This window comes from Robbsia sp. KACC 23696 (genome assembly GCF_039852015.1).
GTDB lineage: Bacteria > Pseudomonadota > Gammaproteobacteria > Burkholderiales > Burkholderiaceae > Robbsia.
In genome coordinates this window covers 14042-36341 of sequence record NZ_CP156628.1, presented here as the reverse complement: position 1 = coordinate 36341, position 22300 = coordinate 14042, and the positions used below count along the sequence as shown (strand labels likewise).

The 22300-nt window shown below is 56.4% G+C and carries 22 protein-coding genes; 7 read left to right on the top strand and 15 right to left on the bottom strand.

Annotated features, from left to right (window positions below; all coding sequences use genetic code 11):
* Positions 1-84 precede the first annotated feature (84 nt).
* Positions 85-684: a DUF2254 family protein gene (locus ABEG21_RS21590; protein ID WP_347558621.1), complete on the top strand. Its 600-nt coding sequence runs from the start codon at positions 85-87 to the stop codon at positions 682-684.
* An 899-nt stretch (positions 685-1583) separates the two neighbouring features.
* Positions 1584-5495 carry a response regulator gene (locus ABEG21_RS21585; RefSeq protein ID WP_347558620.1) on the top strand — a complete coding sequence of 1304 codons (3912 nt, stop codon included), beginning with the start codon at positions 1584-1586 and terminating at the stop codon, positions 5493-5495.
* Positions 5496-6039: 544 nt separating this feature from the next.
* Here ABEG21_RS21585 and ABEG21_RS21580 read toward each other — a convergent pair.
* On the bottom strand, positions 6040-6789 hold the full coding sequence (locus ABEG21_RS21580; RefSeq protein WP_347559114.1) for a glucose 1-dehydrogenase: 750 nt from the start codon (positions 6787-6789) through the stop codon (positions 6040-6042).
* A gap of 125 nt (positions 6790-6914) precedes the next feature.
* On the opposite strand from ABEG21_RS21580, the gene ABEG21_RS21575 reads away from it, so the two are divergent.
* Positions 6915-7475 (top strand): helix-turn-helix domain-containing protein, encoded by a 561-nt coding sequence (locus ABEG21_RS21575; RefSeq protein ID WP_347558619.1) that lies wholly within the window; start codon positions 6915-6917, stop codon positions 7473-7475.
* Between the two features lie 211 nt (positions 7476-7686).
* Here ABEG21_RS21575 and ABEG21_RS21570 read toward each other — a convergent pair whose 3' ends face one another.
* Positions 7687-8670 (bottom strand): sulfate ABC transporter substrate-binding protein, encoded by a 984-nt coding sequence (locus tag ABEG21_RS21570; RefSeq protein ID WP_347559113.1) that lies wholly within the window; start codon positions 8668-8670, stop codon positions 7687-7689.
* Positions 8671-9011: 341 nt separating this feature from the next.
* Between ABEG21_RS21570 and ABEG21_RS21565 the strand changes: the two genes are divergently transcribed.
* From ABEG21_RS21565 to ABEG21_RS21555, 3 genes are all read left to right on the top strand, one after another.
* A complete protein-coding gene (locus ABEG21_RS21565; RefSeq protein WP_347558618.1) occupies positions 9012-9518 on the top strand; it encodes a flavin reductase family protein in 507 nt (168 codons plus the stop codon).
* Positions 9519-9654: 136 nt separating this feature from the next.
* Positions 9655-10401: a gamma-glutamylcyclotransferase gene (locus tag ABEG21_RS21560; RefSeq protein WP_347558617.1), complete on the top strand. Its 747-nt coding sequence runs from the start codon at positions 9655-9657 to the stop codon at positions 10399-10401.
* Positions 10402-10642: 241 nt separating this feature from the next.
* Entirely contained in the window at positions 10643-12139 is a 1497-nt protein-coding gene (locus ABEG21_RS21555; RefSeq protein ID WP_347558616.1) for an MFS transporter, read from the top strand.
* Positions 12140-12146: 7 nt separating this feature from the next.
* Here the strand turns inward: ABEG21_RS21555 and aroQ are convergent, their stop codons facing one another.
* From aroQ to ABEG21_RS21515, 8 genes are all read right to left on the bottom strand, one after another.
* Complete coding sequence (aroQ, locus tag ABEG21_RS21550) at positions 12147-12596, bottom strand: type II 3-dehydroquinate dehydratase (RefSeq protein WP_347558615.1); 450 nt, start codon at positions 12594-12596, stop codon at positions 12147-12149.
* A 197-nt stretch (positions 12597-12793) separates the two neighbouring features.
* The gene (locus ABEG21_RS21545; RefSeq protein WP_347558614.1) at positions 12794-13105 is read right to left on the bottom strand and encodes a DUF4148 domain-containing protein; all 312 of its coding nucleotides are present in this window, start codon (positions 13103-13105) and stop codon (positions 12794-12796) included.
* 285 nt (positions 13106-13390) lie between these two features.
* On the bottom strand, positions 13391-13708 hold the full coding sequence (locus tag ABEG21_RS21540) for a DUF4148 domain-containing protein (RefSeq protein ID WP_347558613.1): 318 nt from the start codon (positions 13706-13708) through the stop codon (positions 13391-13393).
* Between the two features lie 343 nt (positions 13709-14051).
* Positions 14052-14369, bottom strand: coding sequence for a DUF4148 domain-containing protein (locus ABEG21_RS21535; RefSeq protein ID WP_347558612.1), 318 nt, complete (start codon positions 14367-14369; stop codon positions 14052-14054).
* A gap of 366 nt (positions 14370-14735) precedes the next feature.
* A complete protein-coding gene (locus ABEG21_RS21530) occupies positions 14736-15065 on the bottom strand; it encodes a DUF4148 domain-containing protein (protein WP_347558611.1) in 330 nt (109 codons plus the stop codon).
* 339 nt (positions 15066-15404) lie between these two features.
* Positions 15405-17492 carry an ATP-binding protein gene (locus tag ABEG21_RS21525; protein WP_347558610.1) on the bottom strand — a complete coding sequence of 696 codons (2088 nt, stop codon included), beginning with the start codon at positions 17490-17492 and terminating at the stop codon, positions 15405-15407.
* Between the two features lie 315 nt (positions 17493-17807).
* Positions 17808-18947, bottom strand: coding sequence for a porin (locus tag ABEG21_RS21520; RefSeq protein WP_347558609.1), 1140 nt, complete (start codon positions 18945-18947; stop codon positions 17808-17810).
* A 203-nt stretch (positions 18948-19150) separates the two neighbouring features.
* Positions 19151-19912: a hypothetical protein gene (locus ABEG21_RS21515; RefSeq protein WP_347558608.1), complete on the bottom strand. Its 762-nt coding sequence runs from the start codon at positions 19910-19912 to the stop codon at positions 19151-19153.
* A gap of 153 nt (positions 19913-20065) precedes the next feature.
* On the opposite strand from ABEG21_RS21515, the gene ABEG21_RS21510 reads away from it, so the two are divergent.
* Positions 20066-20227, top strand: coding sequence for a hypothetical protein (locus tag ABEG21_RS21510; RefSeq protein ID WP_347558607.1), 162 nt, complete (start codon positions 20066-20068; stop codon positions 20225-20227).
* A gap of 151 nt (positions 20228-20378) precedes the next feature.
* On the opposite strand, the gene ABEG21_RS21505 is transcribed toward ABEG21_RS21510, so the two are convergent.
* The 5 genes from ABEG21_RS21505 to ABEG21_RS21485 form a co-directional block, all read right to left on the bottom strand.
* Positions 20379-20660, bottom strand: coding sequence for a hypothetical protein (locus ABEG21_RS21505; RefSeq protein ID WP_347558606.1), 282 nt, complete (start codon positions 20658-20660; stop codon positions 20379-20381).
* Positions 20661-20867: 207 nt separating this feature from the next.
* On the bottom strand, positions 20868-21035 hold the full coding sequence (locus ABEG21_RS21500; protein ID WP_347558605.1) for a hypothetical protein: 168 nt from the start codon (positions 21033-21035) through the stop codon (positions 20868-20870).
* 147 nt (positions 21036-21182) lie between these two features.
* Positions 21183-21578, bottom strand: coding sequence for a hypothetical protein (locus ABEG21_RS21495; RefSeq protein ID WP_347558604.1), 396 nt, complete (start codon positions 21576-21578; stop codon positions 21183-21185).
* Between the two features lie 246 nt (positions 21579-21824).
* Entirely contained in the window at positions 21825-21989 is a 165-nt protein-coding gene (locus ABEG21_RS21490) for a hypothetical protein (protein ID WP_347558603.1), read from the bottom strand.
* 36 nt (positions 21990-22025) lie between these two features.
* A complete protein-coding gene (locus tag ABEG21_RS21485; protein ID WP_347558602.1) occupies positions 22026-22205 on the bottom strand; it encodes a hypothetical protein in 180 nt (59 codons plus the stop codon).
* Positions 22206-22300 lie beyond the last annotated feature (95 nt).

The window sequence follows — 22300 nt, the reverse complement described above, 5'->3', positions numbered from 1 at the left end:
ACGTCACTCAAATAGCCCAAAAGGCGCTTGTGGTGGCCGATATTTGCCAATGGGCGGAAGCCACCGCAGCATCGCTTAGAGCCGATGGCTTTGAGGTTGCAGTCGCTTATTCGGGTCGGCGAAACGACAGACCGCGTAAAAGAAGCGACGCTGCGAGCCATAGCGGAAAGAAAAGAGCGCCCCTACCTCGGCGGCCAACCATTCCCTGTCAACGGCGTTTTGCCGATGGCTGTGCGTCATATTTACCCGGTTGACATCGGCTACGTGCAGCACATCGATATGCCAGCCCTGGCGAGATTATCTGAAAACCCTGAGAGCCGAATCTATCTGCATGCTGTGCCCGGCACGTTCGCGGAACACACCATGCCGTTGGCCTCGGTGATCGCAGTCGATGAGGATGACGACGGCGGGGTGAGAGCGGCGTTTTCTATCGGTGTACGGCGTTCCTACGAACAAGATCCTCGCTTCGGTATATCCGTGCTCACGGAAATCGCATCCCGTGCCCTCCTTCCTGCGGTGAATGATCCCGGGACTGCTATTGATATTATTGGACGCGGTATCCGCGTGTTTTCCGCGTTTGCCGACACACACCCAACCGAGGTCCAAGATGAACACGATTGCTCGCGCGTTGTTGTGCATGGCCTAAACGTGCAGGACATGTTCGACGACTTTTTATGCCTATAGGCCGTGATGGTGCCGCAATGGTCGAAGTAGGTGTTCGATTGCAAAAGGCATTGGCAGCCTTATCAAGAATCGATTTGCCCGGCTTTGCGACGGCCGTTCAAAGACATTCGGCGCTTGCGCTCAGACGCGCTGAAGCGGGGTAAGCCATCAAAGAAGATGTCCAGCATCTCCGCGCATTTTCCGTGAGAATCTAGAAAAGCCGCTGGAAACCTCACCTCCATGATGTGCCTTGGAAGGATGAGGTAACGTCAAGTGCCTTCTGAGGCATCCGTCTAAGCCGTCAATATGGGCTCGGCGGCTCGTAAGACGCTTCCTCATTTTCCTCGACGCGCGTCAGGGCAGGAATATCGGCAAAAGTAGCGCGGCGAGTATACTTGTCGGAGTATCGTTGTTCGTCGGCCTGCGGTCATCAAAATCGATAAAAACGTCGCATTTTAGCAACAAACCATCTAGCGTTGCCGTGCTTATCGAACGCAGCGGCGCGAAACTCTGGACGATTATATTCTGATCGATGGAAAGCTAAGAACATCAATTTTATACCGCAATTTATCGCCCGGAGGGCGGGCGTTCCCTGCCAAGAATAAACAATCGTTCAAGCCGTTATGCCGAACACGCCAGACCACTCCTTTCTCAATGTTCCAGGGGACCTCCCTAAACTGATTCGCGAGCATGACTGGACGACGAGCCCATTAGGTCCGATCGATACATGGAGTCCAGCCTTGCGCTCGGCCGTTGGCATTTGTTTAGGGTCGAGATTTCCGATCGTACTGTATTGGGGTGAACAAAGAGCGCTTATATACAACGACGCTTGGTCTCCGGTTCTTGGGGAGAAGCATCCTTGGGCGCTAGGTCGCGCAGGATCGGAAGCTTGGGCTGAAATATGGGACATCATCGGGCCGATGTTTGATCATGTCATGGAGACGGGGGAAGCGACTTGGTCCGATGATCAACTACTGCCGCTAAAACGGTATGGCTACACAGAAGAGTGTTATTTTTATTACAGCTACAGTCCTGTTCGCGCCACCGATTCAGGTGAGGTTGAAGGGATTTTCACGGCGGTAACTGAAACTACCTACCGTGTACTTGCCGAGCGTCGCGAGAGGCTTTTGCGACAAATCTCTGAAGCCACATCGGTAACACAGTCAGCGCCGCAGGCATGCCAAGTCGCTCTGTTGAAACTTTCTGAAGTTCCGGAGGAGGCGCCGTTTTGCGTCGCCTATCTGTATGAAGACGATGGCAGTACCCTGGCCGAAGTCTCGGCTATCGGCGTTGTAGATCGTGAGTTGGCACCGCGACGGTTCGACACCTCCGTAGTCAATCCCAGGCCGATGCCACTTCACGGCGTCGAAAAGATTCAGGTCGATTTTAAGCGTTTTCCGCAACTCCCCGGCACGCCATGGCCAGAACCCTTGGTCGAACTGGCGGTGATCGCCATCGAAAATCCTGCGGGTCTCAAGCCCTTTGGATATTTGCTTGCTGGTGTGTCACCACGGCGCCGGTTTGACGCCAACTATTCGATGCTTTTTTCGCGCATTGCGGGACACATTGCAACGGCAATCATCAACGCGCAGGCTTATGAAGCTGAAAAAAGAAGAGCGGAGCAGCTTGCTGCGATCGACGAAGCGAAAACCGTCTTTTTTTCAAATGCTAGTCACGAGTTCCGTACACCGCTCACGCTCATGCTCTCGCCGGTTCAGGCCATTCTTGACCGAGAGGCCGACCAGACAATGCTCCACGTGGAGCGCTCCGAACTCGAAATGGTGGCTCGCAACGGCCAGCGATTGCTGCGCCTCGTCAATACCTTGCTTGATTTTTCCCGGATCGAAGCAGGCCGCGCGCGCAGCACACAGATACCCTTAGACATTTCCAGCGCGACGGCCGACATGGCAAGCGCATTCCGATCGACAATCGAAGCCGCAGGTTTGGAATACAACGTCGCTTGTCCAACACTCTCGCATCCCGTATCGATGGATCCCGAGATGTGGGAAAAAGTTGTCCTCAACTTGATATCGAATGCGTTCAAGTACACCCTTGTCGGGGGCATCAGCGTGTCGGTGAAAGCGGAGGAAGATGTTGCGTCCATCCAGATAACCGATACTGGGGTAGGCATCCCATCTGGAGATTTGCCTCGCGTATTTGAGCGATTCCACCGGGTCAAGGATCAGTCTGGTCGCACGTTTGAAGGAACAGGGATCGGGCTTGCACTCGTAAAAGAACTGGTCGAACTGCACAACGGTTTTGTCAGCGTTGAAAGCAAGGTGGGCGAAGGGACAATCTTCACGATTAAGTTGCCTTTTTGCACCGAGCTCGAGAAGACAGACGCGGTTACGCATACGCTTGACGGCATAACCTCCAAGAGGGCCGAGTCGTTTATCTCTGAGGCGCGACGATGGATTCCAGCGGAAATTTCGGACAGTGGTCAAGGGAATGTCGAGGCGCCAGCGGCCGTGCGATCAGTCAACGAGTTTAGAGGTCAAGTCTTGCTGGTCGACGATAATGCAGACATGCGAGACTACGTTCGTCGACTCTTGGAGGATATGGGGCATACCGTTCACGTCGCAGCCGACGGTCTGGATGCGCTTGAGCGTTTGACCGATGAGTCACCCGATCTGATCGTGACCGACGTCATGATGCCTCGTGTAGATGGTTTCGAGTTGGTCAAACGGATTCGTAAGACTCCCTCGCTGTCACACATTCCGATCATTATGCTGTCGGCCCGGGCCGGTGAGGACGAGGCGGCGATTGGTTTAAACGCTGGCGCGGACGAGTACCTTGTCAAACCGTTTACCGCGAAAGACCTCCGCGCGCGCGTAGATGCCATGTTAAAGCGCAACGAGCATCGCAATCAGGTTGCTCGAAAACTGGTGGATTCGAATAACGAGCTTGGTGAGACGGTCTTGCAACGAACACGTGAGCGAGATCAAGCATGGAACTTGTCCCACGATCTGTTCGGAATAGCGAACTACGATGGCATTTGGGTGTCGATCAATCCGTCGTGGACTCGCTTGCTCGGCTGGAAAGAAACCGATATTTTGGGGCGCACGTCCGAGTGGATGGAGCATCCGGATGACATACGCAAAACGCGTGAGGAGATTGTCGCATTATCGACGGGAACCGCCTCATACAGTTTTGAGAATCGGTATCGAACTGCGGATGGAACCTATCGGACACTCTCCTGGACGGCAGTGCCGAAAGAGGAGCTTTTGTACTGCGTCGCGCGTGATGTGACCGATGAACGCCTACGTGAAGACGAAGCGATGCGGGCTCGCGAGCGCTCCATGCAGAGCCAAAAGATGGAGGCGGTAGGACAACTGACGGGCGGCGTTGCTCACGATTTCAACAATGTCTTGCAGGTGATTGGCGGGAATTTACAGATCATTCGACAACAAACCGTGGACGCACAGGTATTAAAGCGAGTCGACGTGGCTTATTCGGCGGTCGAACGAGGTGGGAAGCTAGCGTCGCAACTGCTTTCTTTTGCTCGCAGGCACCCGATCGAGCCCGTGGTAGTCAATCTTCGGCGATTGATCGATGGGATGGACGAGCTGCTGAGCCACGCTGTTGGTGAAGCCATCACGTTACGGATTGAGAGTCCGCCTGACTTGTTAAACAATCGTGTAGATCGTGCGCACGTCGAGAATGCCATTTTGAATCTATCGTTAAACTCGCGTGACGCGATGGATGGATCTGGCCGCTTGACCATCACGCTGAAAAATACTCACGTTCCCACCGATGAAGAAATCCCGGTCGATCCGGGTGCCTACGTCCGTCTGACCGTCACGGATACGGGGTGCGGTATGAGCGAGGAGGTGCGCGCCCGTATTTTCGAGCCCTTCTTCTCCACGAAACCAGAAGGACGTGGAACGGGACTTGGGATGAGCATGGTGTATGGCTTCACAAAACAAGCAGGCGGATACGTTGATGTTGTGAGCGATTTGGGTAAAGGCACCAGCATCAGTCTTTACTTGCCAGCCGTCCCAGACGACGAGACCCCGCTCAAGGTCACAACGAACGATGCTCCAAAGGGTGCCGGTCAAGTCGTTTTAGTCGTCGAAGACAATCCATCCGTGCAGCAAACTGTGACCGAGATGTTGCGGATGCTCAACTACCAAACGGTGACAGCGGACAGCGCGGATGACGCCGTGGATGTTTTAAACAGCAGGAGCGACATCGACATCTTGTTCACGGATGTGGTGATGCCGGGGACGATGAAAAGCGAGGAGCTCGCGAAACTTGTTAGCCAATCTTTCCCGCACATCGCAATCCTTTTTACTTCCGGCTATGCCGAAAATCGCTTGACGCGTGGAGGATTGGTCGATTCAGGTTTGCGTCTATTAAGCAAGCCATACACACAGATTGCACTCGCTCGCTGTCTGCACGAGACGTTGTTCCATCATCACGGTGCGACCAAACTTTCAACGCGCAACAGAAGATCCCCCGTGGTGATTCTCGTGGAGGATGATGAAAACCTGAGGGAAGCCACATCCGTATTGCTGTCGGATTATGATTTGGATATCCACGAAGCGAGCACTGGTCTAGGTGGAGTGCGTTTGATCGAGGCCGTTTCAGCGGATGTTCTTGTGACAGACGTCAATCTTCCAGACATGACGGGTGTTGAGCTCGCTGTTCAAGCACGCCGTCTGATGCCGCATATCAGTGTCCTGTTCGTCACTGGTGAAGGAGCGCAAGAATACGCGAACGCGGTGCCTAATGCTTCTTCGATTCAAAAGCCATTCACGGTCGAGGACCTCGAACGCGAGATCACGCATCTTATGGAGACTCAGTATCTCAACACGGTAAAGTCGAATTGAGCCGCTGATGAAACGAACCGTCCAGCTAGGCAACGCCATACATGGATTTGCGATTACTCCTTCGGTCACGCGATCGATACGATGCATCGCCGCGTTGTCCCAAGCGTTTGCTCGCCGACTCATCGACATTGACATACGATATTGTTGCGCTACCTCCCGAGAACACCAGCTTGCTTATTAGCTTCCCCTATCGGAATGCAGAATCAGTCCCGCGCGGGGACGGCGCTGCCAGTACGCCGCCCTCAGCGCATTGCAAACAAGTTCGGCGTCGATATGCTCGGACATCGACCACCCGACCATTCTCCAACTTCCCAAGTCCAATACCGCGGCCAGATAGAACGAGCCCTCGTTTGTGGGCAGGTACGTTATGTCCGTTGCCCAAGACTGATTCCGTTATGCCCGAGAGAATTTGCCAGCCTTGCCGCTTCCGTTCGGAACTCCTCCGTGTAGTGACGATTCGGTACATTCTTTCCGCCCATCTCGACCTCCGTTCAACAGATTATCTAACATCTCTGCTGTACGTCGATCCGAGGCGGGGTAACCTTTAAACCTGCGCCATTCCACCATCCACGAACAGCTCCACTCCAGTAACAAAGCTGCTTTCGTCCGAGGCAAGAAACAACACAGCGCTCGCGATCTCGTCAGCTTCGCCGAGACGCCCTAGCGGAACAGTCTGCTCAAATCCATCGCGACGCTTCTCCCCGTCCGGCGAGCTAGCGAGCAGTTGACGCAGCCCGTCGGTGTCGATCGGGCCGGGGCTGACGGCGTTGACACGAATCTTTCGCCCTTTCAAATCCGTCGCCCAGGTCCGTGCGAATGAGCGAATCGCCGCTTTCGTCGACGCATAAACACTGTTGGCCGGAAACCCCTTGCTGCCGACAATCGAACTGGTCACAACAATGGCACCGCCGTCACGCATCAGCGGCAACGCCTTCTGCACGCTGAAAAACAACCCTTTGACGTTGCCGTCGAACAGCCGGTCGTAATGCGCTTCATCCACCTGACCGAAAGGCGCGAATTCGGCCGTGCCGGCGTTCGCAAATACGATGTCGAGCGCGCCTTTCTCGTGCTTGATCTGCGCGAATAGCCGGTCCAAATCGTCCTGCTTTGCCACGTCCCCCCGTACGCCCGTGACGCCAGCGCCAAGCGCCCGAAGTGCCTCGTCCAACTTTTCTTGTCGACGCCCCGTGATGTAGACGTGTGCGCCTTCGGCAATAAATCGCTTTGCCGTTGCAAAGCCAATACCACTCGTCCCGCCCGTTACCAAAGCGACCTTTCCATCGAGCTTGCCCATTTCCCTTCTCCCGAGATGACGATCCAACCGACAAGCGGCCAAATGCTTATTCATGTCCACCAACATGATTCTGGTCTCGACAATCATGTTGGTCAACCTGTATATTCATGTTTTGGGAGTGGGATATGAAAGTCAGTCGCGAGCAGGTTGCAAAAAATCGTCTGAACATCGTCGTCGCCGCCAGCCGCCTTTTCAGCGAAAAGGGCTTTGATGCAGTGACGATCGACGAAGTGATGAAGCATGCCGGACTGACCCGGGGCGGCTTCTATGGCTATTTCGCGTCGAAGGACGCATTGATTGCAGAAGCGAGCGCATTCTCCGCGACGCGTCAGGCGGCGCTCCCTGAAGAAACTTTCGTCGATTACTGCCAACGCTATCTGAGCACGCGACACCGCGACAATCGCGCCGATGGCTGCGCGTTCGCCGCGCTTGCCACCGAGGCGATACGTCAATCGCCTGCCGTCCGCCGTGAAATGACGCGTAACCTGCAACGGATGATCGATGACATCACCCGCTTGGCGCCAGGAAGCGATATCGAAGCACGCCGCAGCGCGGCCGTAAAAGGACTGTCGTCGATGCTGGGTGGTTTGATCCTCGCGCGTCTGGTCGACGACCCGGAATTATCGGATAGCTTGTTGGCGGCGAATCGCGATGCGCTGGCGAAAGTGGCGACGTCCACCGCCTGACTGTTTGATTGCAGCCGTTACCCGAAAGCGAGACGGTTCGTCTATCTTTCGTAGTCCATAATATCGATAGTAAAAAAACGGACGATGACATCCTGCTTCATCGTCCGTTTTCACACTGATCAAATCATCACAAGCGCAGGGTATTCTAGACGGCACGCGTTCGGCCGCATGCCTGAATCCTGCCTGCCCGACGGATTACGCCATAACAGGCTTAGCTGCGCTTCGTGTAGATCTGATCGAACGTGCCGCCATCGGCAAAGTGTTTCTTGTTCGCTGCGGGCCATCCACCGAACGCCCCATCGATCGTGACCAGATCGAGTTTCGGGAACTGGCTCGCGTATTTCGCCTTGGCCACGGTACCGATCGGACGATAGAAATTCTTCCCGATCAGATCCTGCGCGGGATCCGAGTACAGATATTCGAGATACGCTTCCGCGACCTGCCGCGTGCCCTTGCGATCGACATTCTTGTCAACGACAGCGACAGTCGGCTCGCACACGATGCTGACGCTCGGCGCGATGATTTCGAACTGGCCGGCACCGAATTCCTTTTCGGCCAGATGGGCATCGTTTTCCCACGAGACGAGCACATCGCCCACGCCGCGCTGAGCGAACGTGATCGTCGATCCCCGCGCGCCCGAGTCGAGAACCGGCGCGTTCTTGAAGACCTTCTGAATGAAATCCTTCGCACCCGCCTCGCCGCCGAAATGCCGCACACCGTATTCCCACGCGGCCAGATAGTTCCAGCGCGCGCCGGCCGATGTCTTCGGATTCGGGGTAATCACCGCGACGCCGGGCTTTGCCAGATCGCCCCAGTCCTTGATCCCTTTCGGATTGCCTTTGCGCACCACCAATACGATCGTCGACGTGTACGGCGCCGAGTTGTTCGGCAGCCGTTTCTGCCAATCCGCATTAACCAACCCGCCATGCGTCACCAGTGCATCGACGTCCGGCGCCAGACCCAGCGTGACCACATCCGCCGGCACCCCGTCGATCACGGAGCGTGCTTGCGCGCCCGAACCGCCGTGCGACTGGCGAATCGTCACATCCTGACCGGTCTTCTGTTTCCAGTAAGCCGAGAACAACGTGTCATAGGCCTGATAGAGTTCCCGCGTCGGATCGTACGAGACGTTCAACAATTCGATTGTCTTGCCCGCTGCCTGCGCACGCGTGCTCACGCCAGCCAAGGTTGCCAGGCCGCCAGCAACGCTGGCGAGCGCCAGGCCGCCCAATGCCGCGCTTTGCTTCAGGAAAGCTCGTTTTTGCTTTTGCACGTTCCCTCATCCTTTCCGATCCCGCAGGATCGACTATTCTCGCGTCCGCACGCCGTCGCCGAAGACCCGCTCCGTCGCGATGGCGCTCATGACCTATTGTTCGATTTCAACCAGCAAACAGTATAGAAAGCTCGCACAGCGCGCTAACCAACGATTTCGTATATCTATTGCACGTCAGGGAATAATTGCGCCGGCATCAGGCCCTTTATGGCAGGTGTTACCATGCCCGCATTTGCCACATTTTCTGAAACAGGATCGTTTTCGTGGAATCTGCTGACCTCGTTCAAGACTTCCGTGACGCCATGTCCCGCTTTCCGGGCGCCGTCACCGCCATTACGACCCTCGATAACGATGCGCCGGTGGGGCTCATCGCCACCGCCGTCTGCAGCCTGTCCGCGGAGCCGCCATCCCTCGTGGCGTGCGTGAACCGCAGTTCGTCCACGCACGACATCATCCTGCGCAGCGGCTTTTTCGCCGTCAACGTCCTGAGCGGCGAACTGGCCGACGTCTTGGAAAAATTCAGCTCGCGTCGCGGCGCCGAGCGTTTCGAAGGGGTCACGTGGACCAGCGGCGTAACCGGCGCCCCGCTGTTGACCGGCGCGCACCTCGTCTTCGATTGCGAGGTCGACAAGGTCCATGACGGCTATAGCCATTCGATCATTGTGGGCAAAGTCCGAGCGATCGAGCGCCATTCCTCGCTCGACGCCCATGCACTGTTGTGGCAAGGCCGCTCGCTGCATCGTGCGATCGAAATCGAAAAGGCCGAGTAAGTCAGATCGTCCGGTGCGCGTGCCTGCGCACCGGGCATAGGCGATCTCGGCATATCGATATCGCGAACGAATATTTCCCTTGCCGCTTCCCGCTCGGTATCGTGACAGACATTCCAGTTGTCAATGATCCGTTCCCATGGTCACGCGTCACTGCCTCGCTTCCGGTGCATTTCTTTCCAGCCTGACGGGTTTGCCCGCAGACCTGCGCTGGTCGACGGCCGCGATCGAAGCGTCGATGCACGCAACGCTTGCGCAGGCGGCATGCGCGACGCCATCGGGGGAATCCGACCACGCCGACGGCGGCGATGTCTGGCTGTTCGCCTATGGGTCGCTGATATGGAACCCGCAATTGCGTCACGGCGCGCAGCGGGTAGCGACGTTGTCGGGATGGCATCGCCGTTTTTGCCAGAAATTGCTGGCTGGACGCGGAACGCCGCAAACGCCGGGTCGCATGCTGGCACTCTGCCCGGGCGGCGAAACGCGCGGTTTGATCTATCGAATCGCAGCCGCCGATCTGCACAATGAGCTGCGGCTCGTTTGGATTCGCGAGATGGCGATGGGCGCTTATGTGCCCATCTGGGTCGATGTTACGTTGGACGACGGGACACAGGTAAAGGCGCTCGCCTTTGTCGCCAACAGCACCCATCCGCACTTCGACAACCTTGGCGATCTGCCGAGCGTCGCCTCCGCGATCGCCCATGCCAGCGGCGATTGGGGAAGCAATGCCGAGTATCTCTGGCGCCTGCAGTCGTCGCTCTCCGCCCACGCGATCGACGACGTCTATATTCAACGTCTCGCCGACGCCGTCAGCCACGTGCAACAAGCACGATCCGATGCGGCTACCGATGCGTACCGCCCGAATAACTGGGCGATGGCGGCCTGAACCCAAGGCGCGACGTGCCGATAGGACAAGTAGTCCCGCTCCTCCCGGCAAGGCGATCCGCATGCCGAATTGCTTGACGTGTTGGACGCACGCGCCGATCTAAGCACATTACGAGAAAAGATTTAAGGGCACGCGCCTGACATCTTAGAATCCGCGCAAGCGTCTGCGCGCGGCATTCTCATCGCGCGGACGCACCTCTATGTGCGCCAAGTCGCGATTTTTCACGTTTCAAGCAAGGTCCATGAGCTCCATCGCCTCTTCTACTGCGCCGCTCCGTCCGGTCATTCGACGCGCCAGCGACGTCTCAAATCTCGTCAATAATGGCGCCGTCCAGGGTGCCGATGCGCGTATCGTCGTCGCCATCGCGCTGGGCGGCGTCTTTCTCGATGCCTACGATCTGGGCGCACTCGCATTCGGCGTCAAGGATATCTCGCGGGAATTCTCGCTGACGCCGGCGGGCCTGGGTGCGGTGACGTCCGCGATCACGTTCGGTGCCGTGATCGGCGCTTTTATCGGCGGCTATCTGACTGACCGAATCGGCCGCTACCGCGTCTTCATGGCCGATATGCTGTTTTTCGTCGTTGCGGCCATCGTCTGCGCGTTGGCGCCGAACGCTTGGGTGCTGGGCGGCGCACGCTTCGTCATGGGTCTCGGCGTCGGGATCGACCTACCGGTCGCCATGGCCTTCCTGGCCGAGTTCTCCCGTCTGCGGGGGCCTGGAAACAAAGCCTCACGTGTCGCCATGTGGTGCCCGGTCTGGTACGCAGCGATCAGCGTCAGTTATCTACTCGTTCTTGCCGGATTTACTTTCCTGCCGGCCGACCACTCGAACCTCCTGTGGCGCCTGACCCTGGGCTTCGGCGCCGTACCCGCACTGATCATCATCGCAGTACGTAGCCGTTACATGAGTGAGTCGCCGGTCTGGGCGGCTAATCAAGGAGACTTGGAAAGCGCCGCGCGTATCTTGAAAAAGTCTTATGGCATCGATGCGGTGGTCGCACCACAAGCGGCGTCGGAGCAGTCGGCACCTACCGCACGACCGCTGCGTGCGCGGTGGAGCAGCTATGGCGCGTTGTTCCAAGGCGTCTATCGTCGGCGGACGATCTTGCACACGGTAATGGGCTTTGCGTCGTCTTTTGCCTATAACGCCGTGGCATTCGGATTGCCGGTCATCATCGCGAGCTTTTTGGCACAAAACGTTTTGAGCACCATCCTTGCGTCGTTGGTGCTCAATCTCTGCTTCGCATTTGTCGGCGGCATGCTGGCGGTAAAGTACGTGCCGAAATGGGGCGCATGGCCGATGACGGTGATCGGCTATACGTTCCAGTTCGTCGCTTTGCTGATGCTGGCCGTGATCGGCCGTCCCGGCAGCGGCGCGGAAGTCGCGATTTCTCTCGCGATGCTGGCTTTATTCCTGTTCGGACAAGGCATGGGTCCGGGATCGCATACGATGACCTATGCATCGCTGAGCTATCCGACGTCGATCCGCGGGATGGGCGTCGGTTTGCATCAGACCGCCGTGCGGACCGCGTCGACGATTTCCCTATTCCTGTTCCCGGTGTTGGCGCATGCGCTGGGAACGCAGGTGTTTTGGGTCATCGCCGTCGCCCCTTTCATCGGACTGGTGACACTGTTGACCCTGCGCTGGGAACCGTCGAACTACGACGTGGATGCGGAAGATTTTGGCGCGGAAGCGCCGACATCCGAACCCGCCTCAGGCAGCGTCAAGGCCGCTTGACGGCATATCAGGCCAATGCCGACATGGCTGCGCGCAGACCCAGCAAATAGCTTTCGACACCGAAGCCGCTGATCTGGCCTTTCACCACTTCCGAGAAGACCGAGACGTGGCGGAAGGCTTCGCGGGCATGCACGTGCGACATATGCACTTCGATGACCGGTACGGTCAAAATCGCCAAAGCGTCACGGATGCCATAGCTGTAATGGGTCCAAGCGCCGGCATTGATCACCACTGCATCGACGTTGTCCGCGAAGGCCTTGTGAATGCGTTCGGCCATTTCACCTTCGTGATTGCTCTGAAACGCCTCGACGTCGGCACCCAGCTCCTTGCCGAGTGCCTGTACCTGGCGATTGATCTCGTCCAGCGTCGCTGTACCGTACTGCTTGGGATCGCGTTTGCCGAACATATTGAGATTGATGCCGTGAAGCACCAAAACGCGTTTGTTCCCTGAGGCCATACCAGTCTCCAAAGTGTTATCGAGTGAGCATCGATCTACGGTCTGAGGCTTTCCACCAGATCCGACTTTGCAGCACTATACCGGATTACCGACGCAAAAAAGCCGCTCCATGAGCGGCGTTCAAGGGGGTCACCCGAAGCAAACAGCGCGTCGGCTACATTGACCGTGCCACATGCCGATTGGCTGCGGCGCATAGATCACGAGTGGTTGTAGTCCACCGGGTTCGGGTTCCAGCTCCCGGTATCGGCCGACCCACGGACACCTGCGGAGGAGCTGCCGGCAGCCGACGAGCCCGCCGATTTTTCTTGCGAAACACGGCGTTCCGCTTTTTGCAGGTTCAGCGGGTAATCGAGGCGATCTGCTTCCGGGCGATAGCCCGCGTTTTCCAACTGGATCAATTCAGCGCGAACGCTGGCGCGCGTGGCCGGTACGTTCGATTGCGCATGTGCGAAGATCGGCGCGCTTAACGAGGCGGCGATAGCAATAATCGGGAGAATCTTGGTGTTCATGGCGGTGACTCCAGTAGTGTTGGTTAACTGGAAACCAGGGCATCTTTTTGTCGTGGATGTCGCGTGCAATTGATTTGGCGCAATTGTTTTTGGTTTCTTGACTACAGTTTATGGCCATGCAGGGGAAGTGAAAACCCTATGTAAGGCAAAAGATCTTTACCGCAGACAACAAGAATCCGGCAGTTGCACGCGAACTCTTTTTCAGAAAATGAAAAAGCGCCACCCGCGGTGGCGCTTCGTCGAACTCATTGATTATCCGTTACCGCCTACAACACAGCAGTCGGTTTAGGCACCCGGATGATTGTCGACCGGGTTCGGGTTCCAGTCGCCTTGGCTGGCGGAATGGCGCACGCCCGATGCGCTGCTACCTGAGGTCGAAGAACCCGACGATTGCGCTTGTTGCACCCGACGCTCTGCATTTTGCAGATCGGCCGGATAATTGGGGCTGGCATTGGCAGGGCGATAGCCTGCCTGTTCGAGCTGAATCAATTCAGCCCGAACGCTGGCACGGGTCACCGGCGCATCGGACGACTGCGCATGGGCGAACAGCGGTGCACTGAGGGAAGCGGCAATAGCGATAATGGGGAGAATCTTGGTCTTCATGGTGGTGACTCCAGTAAAAGGTTGTTTAACTGGAAACCAGGGCATCTATTTGACTGCGATGTCGTGCAATTGGTTTGGCGCAATTGTTTTTGGTTTCTTGACTACAGTGTATGTCCTCGAGGTATCCGTGAAAACCCTATAAAGAACAAAAAACTATTACAATAAAAAGAGGGAATACAAAAATCCAAGCGACATTTTCCAAAAACAAAAAGCGCTCCACATAGGAGCGCTTCCTGTTTTTAGCATTAATCGCCGAGCACCACACCTAAATCGCGTTTATGGTGGATATGATAATAAACTAAGCTTTTTATCGCAAAACTATCCCGCGACAGAATTACGAAATTCAAGCACCAGGATGATTATCAACCGGATTCGGATTCCAATTACCTTGGTCTGCCGAATGGCTTACACCCGACGCGCCGCTACCCGACGTCGACGATCCCGACGATTGCGATTGCTGCACGCGCCGCTCTGCATTTTGCAAGTTGACCGGGTAGTTCACACGGTCCGTGTCCGGCCGATAACCGGCATTTTCCAGCTGAATCAGTTCATTACGGACGCTAGCGCGCGTTGCTGGTGCATTCGACGACTGTGCGTGAGCAAACAGCGGGGCACTCAAGGAAGCGGCAATAGCGATAATCGGGAGAATCTTGGTCTTCATGTTGGTGACTCCAGTAAAAGGTTGTTTAACTGGAAACCAGGCATCTATCTGACTGTGATGTCGTGCAATTGGTTTGGCGCAATTGTTTTTGGTTTCTTGACTACATTTTATGTCCGTGTTTGATCCGTGAAAACCCTGTAGCGGACAAAAGATTTTTACCAAAAACGTGAGGAATCGGGGAAATGACGCAATTACCCTTTCGTAAACAGAAAAAGCGCCACGAAGCGTAGCGCCTTTTCCCTGAAAAATCGCGGTTAGCGGGTTAAAATGTCGCGTGCCCGGGGGCAGAACACCCGACGATTTTTACGTTACGCCAATTCGGATTTCAGACAAACCTTATTCGCTAAAAAAGCGAATGCTCGGGCTTTATGCACCCGGGTGGTTATCGACCGGATTCGGATTCCAACCACCATTATCTGCGCGGCCCGGCGCGCCTGCCGACGAGCCCGAAACCGAGCTACCCGACGAATCTGCGACATTGGCACCGCCGAAATTGATTCGCTTCTCAGCACGTTGCAAACCGGCCGGGTAGGTGGCACGATCTGCGTCCGGGTTATAGCCGGCGCTTTCAAGTTGCGACAGCTGACTCTTCACGTCAGCACGCGTCACGGCACCGTTCGCCGACTGCGCTTGCGCGAAAGCGGGAACTGCCAAAGCGGCGGCAACGGCAAGAATAGGCAAGAATTTGGTGTTCATGGTTGACGCTCCAATTAGTATTTGATTGGAAACCGTCGGCATCAGGTCGCTGATGTCGCTAAGGACAAGCGCAATTACAAATGAGGCGTTTGTTTTTGGTTTCTTGAAGCCATTCTAGGTCGCCACCCGGCGATCGTCCTCATCGCCTGGGGTAAAACTATATTGTCTTTTTTGAACTTATGGTAGGACGATGCTGACACGACGGAATATTTCTCAAAATTTTCAACCACTTATATAATTACAGCAGTAATTTTTCGTCATCGAAAGAGATAATTCCTTCCATTTCCTTCCCGAATGCGCCCCTTCCAGCGCATCAGGCATCGACGATACCGCGCAGCGTCACGCACTGGCGATCGCCACGTCGCTTTCATACGGAACCACAACGGTCACGCAAGCGCCTCCGCGATTATCGAAACGCACCGTGCCATTGCAGCGGCGTACCCGCTTGGCGATGCTGAACAAACCAGCGCCGAACTCGGGGCTGCCATCGCGGTTTTCCGAGAAACCGACCCCATCGTCCTGGACGATCAAAATCAACTGACGCACCGTCGCGCACCACGTAATGTCGACACGCGACGCATGGCTATGCTTCAGAACGTTGGTCAGCGATTCCTGGAGAATACGCATCAAATCGAGGGTGCTTGGAGCAGGCAGTGTGCATGTCTCGATGCCGGTCATATGCCAATGACAATCAATATTCTGTGCCTCGAACAAGCGCGTCCAACGGTGCCGCAACGGCACCAGAGACTCGTAGAGCGCGCGCTCCGGATTTCCGGCTTGCGCCGCAGAGTCGATGATGATGCGGAGATCGTCTCGCAGCTCCTTCAAGATCGGCAGAAATCGTTCAGCGGGGAGCACGCCGTGTTGCTCGAGCAATGCAATACTGCTGACCAAAGTCCCCCCCAACCCATCGTGCAAATCGTGCGCAAGATTCAACCGTTCGTTCAATCGTGCATTTGCCAGTTGTAGCTCGTACTGACGCTTCAATGTGCTTTCAAGTCCTTCGCGCGTTTCATCGATTTTGAGCCGCAAATCATCGTTGAAACGCTCGACCCGCCGGATACTTGCAATGAAGTCATCGACGAGCACGAAGCCGATGCTCACGATCTCCAAAAGCGAAGTAAGCGCGCTGTAATATAGATTGCCCGACAGCAATTCGAGCCACGTCAATAGATCGTGCACGCCGGCCAGCATAAACACCATGGTTGCAAACGCGACCACGCGATGTTTACGTTCCCCTCCCCTGACGGCAAACCAGACGAAGCAGGAGAATCCGGCCAGGAATACCGCGGCGGCGGACAACACGACCACTATGCGCCCCATCGCCAGCCATTCTCCCGGCAATACCAATAGCGACACGGCAGCGACCGCGTCGAATCCAAGCACGCGCCGCAACAGACATTCGATTCGAGGCAGTCGACGTTTGGCGTAGCGGATCATCGCCATCGTAAAGGCCCATACATACAGTACGATGCCCAATAAGACCATGGCTTGCCACTGCGTATTGTTCTGAAAGGGCCAGGGTGATGTCGCGAGCGCGTTATAGCCGACGATGATCCATGCGATGGCGGTCAGACAGAACCAACCATACATTCGTTGCTCAAGGCGCATGACCCACAAGGCAAAAAAGAAAATGCCGAATGCGAAGTTCACTGCGATGCTGATCAACGTCAAATCATGACGCAGGAACATCTCCCGTTCGTATCGCTTGCTTAACGTTACGTAGGAGCCCACCGTGATCTCGCCCAGGCCCGGGCCGAAGGCCGACAATCCTGAAATACGCAGTAAGAGCGTGTTTTCCCCCGGCCGCATCAAGGATGCGGGCAATACATCGAGTTGCGGTGTATTCCAGGACCGACTCAACGGTTTGGTGAGGCTGACATCGCGATCGATCAAGGCGCCATTCAAGTAGAGCGCGCCGGCCATGTTCCAGTAGGAAATTAGGACCGTCGTTTCCTGTGCGCGACGCGCGGCTAAGAGAGGCTCACCCTGAACGTCGGCGGTCCCGATGCTGTCGGAACCGGGCGACGATGCGTGCCACCATCGATATCGATACCAGACCACCCCGTCGTGATGGGGCCAGCGCTTGGTCCAGACATCCGGTAGCGTGACGGCCTCCCAGCCCTCCACGGGAGGCTGATCGCCTTCCCACGTTCCGCGTGCCGCATCGACTCGAACGACGTCCCGCGTTCCGGCTGTCGTATTTGCGCGCTCCGAGAATATCGAGGATACGGCGTCAGTCGATAGCGCGCGGACCTCGCGTACCAGGGCCGCGGGCAGGTCGGGAAACAACGATGGAGAAATATGCTGAGCTGACGACGGTGGCCCGAGACTCTGATTTTGCGCCGAGACATCGGCGCTAAGCGCCGTGCACCCAAGGCATAGCCAGACGACGTACAACGATACGGTCCAGGCCGAAGGTGCCATACCTGATATCGATCTTATTGGGCAATGCGACGGCGATAACCCGACGATCTTTGCCGCACTACGCGCCGATCGACGGCCTGATGCTCGTATACGCCCCTACTCGCCTCTCTCTCAAACAGTAGTCGCAAGCGCGATGGCTCGTTCCCACGTAAGGATTTGTTAGGGCAATCATTGTCCCGAGAGTAACAGATAGTCGATTCACATACTTGAATAATCCGCAGCACCCTCCATGCGGGGGCATGGATAGGACATGCAAAAAAACCGGCCAACGCGATTTCGCCCCGGCCGGTCGGCATAACGATCTATCAGATAGCGTTAGAACTTGTGGCGGATGCCCACGCGCGCTGCGATCTGGTTGCTCGTACCGTTGCCCGAGTTACCGAAGTAGCTGCTGCTCGAACCGATTTCCGCTTGGTTCGATACGCCATTGTTGCTACCGACGGCCTTTTGATACACGCCCAGGACGTAGACATCGGTCCGCTTGCTCAGCGCGTAATCCATCGTCAGGTTGACTTGATGCCACTTGCCTTCGAAGTTACCCGTCAAGTCGGTGAAGGTGTAAGCACCGCTGAGGGTCAATGCCGACGTCAAACCGTAGTTCGCGCCGATTTCACCGATGTTGGCCGTGGAGCTCGCGGTTGCAACAGGCGTGAAGTGCGTGTTCGTCCACAGCGCCCACATCGTCGCCGGGCCGAAACGGAACTTGCCGCCCAGACCGAACGTGCGAAGGTCATGCAGACCGTTGGTTGCCACGTTGGCAATCGTCGTCGTGAAGCCGGTGACCGCCGGGAAGTGGATGTCGGTGTATGCAGCACCGACCGAGAACGGGCCGTTGCCATACGTTGCACCGAAGCTGTACACACGCGACGACGAACCCGTCAGCGAGCCGCCGAAGGCGCCTGCCGTGTTGGAGAAACCGTACAAGCCGCCGAACTTCAAGCCACCGAACGAATCCGACGTGTACTTGATCGAATTGTCGGCGCGGCTCGACGTCAATTGGTCGATGTCGTTGATGTGGAAGCCGTAGTTACCGGCCGCGGTCATGTTACCGCCGGAGAACGGCGCCAGGAAATCCGTCGAGAACGTGTATTGGCGACCCAGCGACACGGTACCGACACCCTTCTGGGTCAGACCGACAAAGGCTTGGCGACCGAACTCGCGGCTGTTCTGACCGAGCGCGCCCGTGCCGGAATTAAAGCCGTTTTCCAAGACGAAGTTGGCGCTCATTCCGCCGCCCAGATCTTCGTTGCCCTTCAAGCCCCAGCGGCTGCCTTGTGCAACGCCGTCGTCGTACTTGAACAGGCTCTTCGAGCCGCCCGTCACGGCCGAGTGATTCACGTAGCTCACGCCGGCGTCGATCACGCCGTACAGCGTGACGCTGCTTTGTGCGTGTGCAGCCGATGCCCCGATCAAACCTGCGCTTGTCAGCGCCAACGCGATAATTTTGTTCTTCATCTCGATTTTCTGTGGTTTAAAAATCCATGCCGGTACAAGCCGACAGCGTGCCGAGTATGAAGATCTATTTTTTCAGAATTGTGTCGCTCATTATGGTGGGGTATATGCGACACTTAATTACAAGACATATACAGCTTTAAACCGAGGCTGGACTTTTCCCGAAATATACGCATCTCCCTACCCGGGCAACGACGCGCTATTCCTCATGCCGAGGCACCCGGCTGCCATAGCCGCGCCGGCGATAATAAGTACGCCGTTGTCGCTGGAGGAGAAACAGCACTTGTGGGAAATGGCGCCAAGCGATTTCGCGCAGCCGCATGAGGAACGGGCGCAATCCCGCTCGCTGAAGCGACGCGCTGCTCGTATCGCTCGAGACAATCGATGAAATACGCCAATGGACGCGCTTTGACCTCGTTGCGCTTTGCCTGGTCGTCATATCGGCGCAGTCGCACGGCAGCCGCATGACAGGGATATTGACGGAAACGTGCTACCAGCGCGGCATCGTAAGGCCCACCCGCCTCTAGCAATTCCGCCTGGGACGCTGGGGTCAATTCATCCCAGTAATCGGCCTCGACCCCGCATAAATAATGTTTTGCGGCACCGAGGAGCCGCACCGTGGCCACCGATTCATTCGGCAACCAACCCTGCAGTGCCGATAACGTCAGCTGGCGAACGGCGCGTTTGGCCTCCGCGCTTTCCCCTCTCAGCAGACCAGTGGTCGCATCGAATGGCGAGGAAGCGCCACCGAGCAAGGCGGCTCGATCGCTCGTGTCGGCCGCCAGCATGTAGCCAATGTCATGCAGCAGTGCCGCGATGACAAGATCCGGCCCCTCGCCTGCGTCCTCGGCGCGTGTTGCGCATTGCAGGGCGTGATCGGTCTGGGACATGTCGAGCGTCGCTTTCAGCACGCGCCCCCGATCGTCCAGCAATTCTGCGACAAGGGCACTGTTCAGGGGCATCGGCATGACATTTCTCCGCAGGGTCGGATGATCCGCACAGCGTGCGCACCGCCCGTGTCACCGGTATGAAGAAAGCATGACCGAAATATGCCGTTACACGCGCTCGCGCGTGGCACGGTTCCTGCGGCAGAGCATCAACCACCATAGCGGAGTGATGTCATGAGCGAAAACACGATGCAGGATCGCATTCCCGATCAACGCGCTGGAGAAAAAGCAACACCGACGCAACCGGCCAAGCCGGCGCCCGGTACTGCCGACAAGCGCAAGCACATCGACGAAACGCTGCGCGACGCGGAAAAGCACCGCGATAACGGTTATTGATGGCAAGTCCGCTGCGTTCGGATAATGGGTAGTGCGAGAGCGGAGGCCACGGTCGGATAGGCCGCTTTCGGCATTCACAATGCGTGAGTAAGATCCTATCTAAGCAGAAACGCCAGCGCTGCCAGCGAAAACGCCCGCTTGCGCGGGCGTTTTACTGTGGCAAAGGAAGTCGGCGTCTCGCAGCCGAGCGGCGTTCAGATGCGACCAAAGGCAGCGCGGGCCTTTCCCTATATCTGCCCCACGCTGCCTCATCTTCATATGCCAGGACTGCGGCGCCCACGCGGATCATCACAGATACATCATTGTCGTTGAGTTTTTCAAGATTCAACGCTAGCCATGTCGCCAACCGCAGTGCATCCGATTCCGATTCCGAACCAAACGACGGTGCGCCCTCCGCCTCGCTAAACCATTTCATTGCATCAATTGGCGTCATCAGCATCCCCATGTGAGCCATCACAATAACAGCTTAAGTCATCCTAATTTTATATTGCGCTTTTTATTTGACATCCTTGCAATCTGCTTGCAAATACTCATAAAAGAAATGACGATTTAGGCGCGATTTTTAATCGCACTGGAGCAGGTAGGGTCGGGATTGTCATCACCCGCGAAGGCGGGTGGCTCAAACGATTGACGAAACGATTTAGACCGTGTCGCCGATAGGATCGAGCGGGGTGTTTGTGGGATTACTGGGGTCCCCTGGCTCCGACCAGGCTATTTCATCCTCGTCAGATACCTCATGCGGCGCATTGGACGTATCGTCTATCTCTGGCGCATCTAGATCCACTTCAGGCTTTTGTTCGGGTGACATGGTGTTCCTCCTGGAACGGTTGTACCGCGCTGGTAAGTGCGCAAGGAACGTTCCGTCCCGAAGTGAGAAGTCCACATTTTCCCAATACGTTTGCGAAGTCAGGTCATGGAGCACCAATGCATGCGGCGGTAGGAAGGCAAATCTCCTTCAGATACCCGCCCATCGCAATTCGTCGGGGGTAATGGTCACTTCGTGCGTCTTAGCACTAAGCGCCTTGGCAATCGCGATGCCGACAATTTTCCACGCCTGCGATTTGATCACGGCCTCATGGCCTTCAGGTGTTCCGTCCGAGCGCAGAACATCCTTGAGCGCCTGGCGCGTTACCTGGATTTTGATAGAGTATTCAATCGGTTTCTTCGCCGTGCCCGCCATGTGGATATGGTCAAAAAACACGTCGCCGTCCAAATGCAGAAAGGGCCCGACCATGCATGAACTCCCGATATTATTTTCAGGCGTCATGGTGCGCGTCATTGTTGAAGTATGCAAGACGCACAGGCGGCGGGTAATTTGCGGCTTTTGCTGCGAGGTGGAAAAGGAACTCAAAATTCGAAATTCTCCTTTTGAATCAAGCCTGCTTTGAGCAGCGCGGCGACGCGCGAAGTGACGGCGAGTTTCTTGTAAATTAAGTTGATGGCAATCCCATTTTTCTTCATTTAATCAATACTTTAACCTCGAAATCGCAACATGGATGGCCACCCCAAGGTAACAAACTCACCCTTGGGTAAACAACGACTTACAAAGGCGTTTTGAACGCGGATAGCCCGCACCGCGGGCGTCCGCCCCGCCGCGCTAAACCATGCCGCCTATCGGATCGAGCGGGCTGGTCGTTGGATTGCTCGGGTCATTTGACGCAATCTCTGCCTGCTCCCCGTCGTCGAACGCTTCGTGCGGCGGCGCGTCGGATGGATCCTCAAGTTCTGGCGCGTCGAGGTCGGGTTTCTGTTCGGGTGCCATGATAATTCTCTGGATATGTTTGGCCTGCAAGAGACCTTACGGTGCGGTCGATGGCTTCTTCGGATCGGAAACCGGATCATTGGGGCTGCCGACCACGTCCTCACCTCCGTTTCCGTCCCCTTCTGTATCGCCGTTTTCTTTGCGGGCAGGCGGGATCGACGACGGATCGATATTGCTGGGATGTTTTTGATCGAGCGGAGCGGTATTTGTCGGCATGTCTGTTCCTCCTGGAACGTTGTCCTGCACCTTTCAGGTTCGCAAGGATCGTTCCGCGCCCGACCGCCCGCCGATTAGCGCTGTACGATGGGGAA

Coding starts and splice junctions, on each gene's coding strand:
- ABEG21_RS21525 (WP_347558610.1), bottom strand. CDS start 17,492: ATGGCACCTTCGGCCTGGACCGTATCGTTGTACGTCGTCTGGCTATGC.
- ABEG21_RS21590 (WP_347558621.1), top strand. CDS start 85: ATGGCTTTGAGGTTGCAGTCGCTTATTCGGGTCGGCGAAACGACAGAC.
- ABEG21_RS21580 (WP_347559114.1), bottom strand. CDS start 6,789: ATGGGCAAGCTCGATGGAAAGGTCGCTTTGGTAACGGGCGGGACGAGT.
- ABEG21_RS21530 (WP_347558611.1), bottom strand. CDS start 15,065: ATGAACACCAAATTCTTGCCTATTCTTGCCGTTGCCGCCGCTTTGGCA.
- aroQ (WP_347558615.1), bottom strand. CDS start 12,596: ATGGCCTCAGGGAACAAACGCGTTTTGGTGCTTCACGGCATCAATCTC.
- ABEG21_RS21490 (WP_347558603.1), bottom strand. CDS start 21,989: ATGGCACCCGAACAGAAACCCGACCTCGACGCGCCAGAACTTGAGGAT.
- ABEG21_RS21500 (WP_347558605.1), bottom strand. CDS start 21,035: ATGTCACCCGAACAAAAGCCTGAAGTGGATCTAGATGCGCCAGAGATA.
- ABEG21_RS21545 (WP_347558614.1), bottom strand. CDS start 13,105: ATGAACACCAAGATTCTCCCGATTATTGCTATCGCCGCCTCGTTAAGC.
- ABEG21_RS21520 (WP_347558609.1), bottom strand. CDS start 18,947: ATGAAGAACAAAATTATCGCGTTGGCGCTGACAAGCGCAGGTTTGATC.
- ABEG21_RS21510 (WP_347558607.1), top strand. CDS start 20,066: ATGAGCGAAAACACGATGCAGGATCGCATTCCCGATCAACGCGCTGGA.
- ABEG21_RS21485 (WP_347558602.1), bottom strand. CDS start 22,205: ATGCCGACAAATACCGCTCCGCTCGATCAAAAACATCCCAGCAATATC.
- ABEG21_RS21560 (WP_347558617.1), top strand. CDS start 9,655: ATGGTCACGCGTCACTGCCTCGCTTCCGGTGCATTTCTTTCCAGCCTG.
- ABEG21_RS21535 (WP_347558612.1), bottom strand. CDS start 14,369: ATGAAGACCAAGATTCTCCCGATTATCGCTATTGCCGCTTCCTTGAGT.
- ABEG21_RS21505 (WP_347558606.1), bottom strand. CDS start 20,660: ATGACGCCAATTGATGCAATGAAATGGTTTAGCGAGGCGGAGGGCGCA.
- ABEG21_RS21555 (WP_347558616.1), top strand. CDS start 10,643: ATGAGCTCCATCGCCTCTTCTACTGCGCCGCTCCGTCCGGTCATTCGA.
- ABEG21_RS21575 (WP_347558619.1), top strand. CDS start 6,915: ATGAAAGTCAGTCGCGAGCAGGTTGCAAAAAATCGTCTGAACATCGTC.
- ABEG21_RS21515 (WP_347558608.1), bottom strand. CDS start 19,912: ATGCCGATGCCCCTGAACAGTGCCCTTGTCGCAGAATTGCTGGACGAT.
- ABEG21_RS21540 (WP_347558613.1), bottom strand. CDS start 13,708: ATGAAGACCAAGATTCTCCCCATTATCGCTATTGCCGCTTCCCTCAGT.
- ABEG21_RS21585 (WP_347558620.1), top strand. CDS start 1,584: ATGTTTGATCATGTCATGGAGACGGGGGAAGCGACTTGGTCCGATGAT.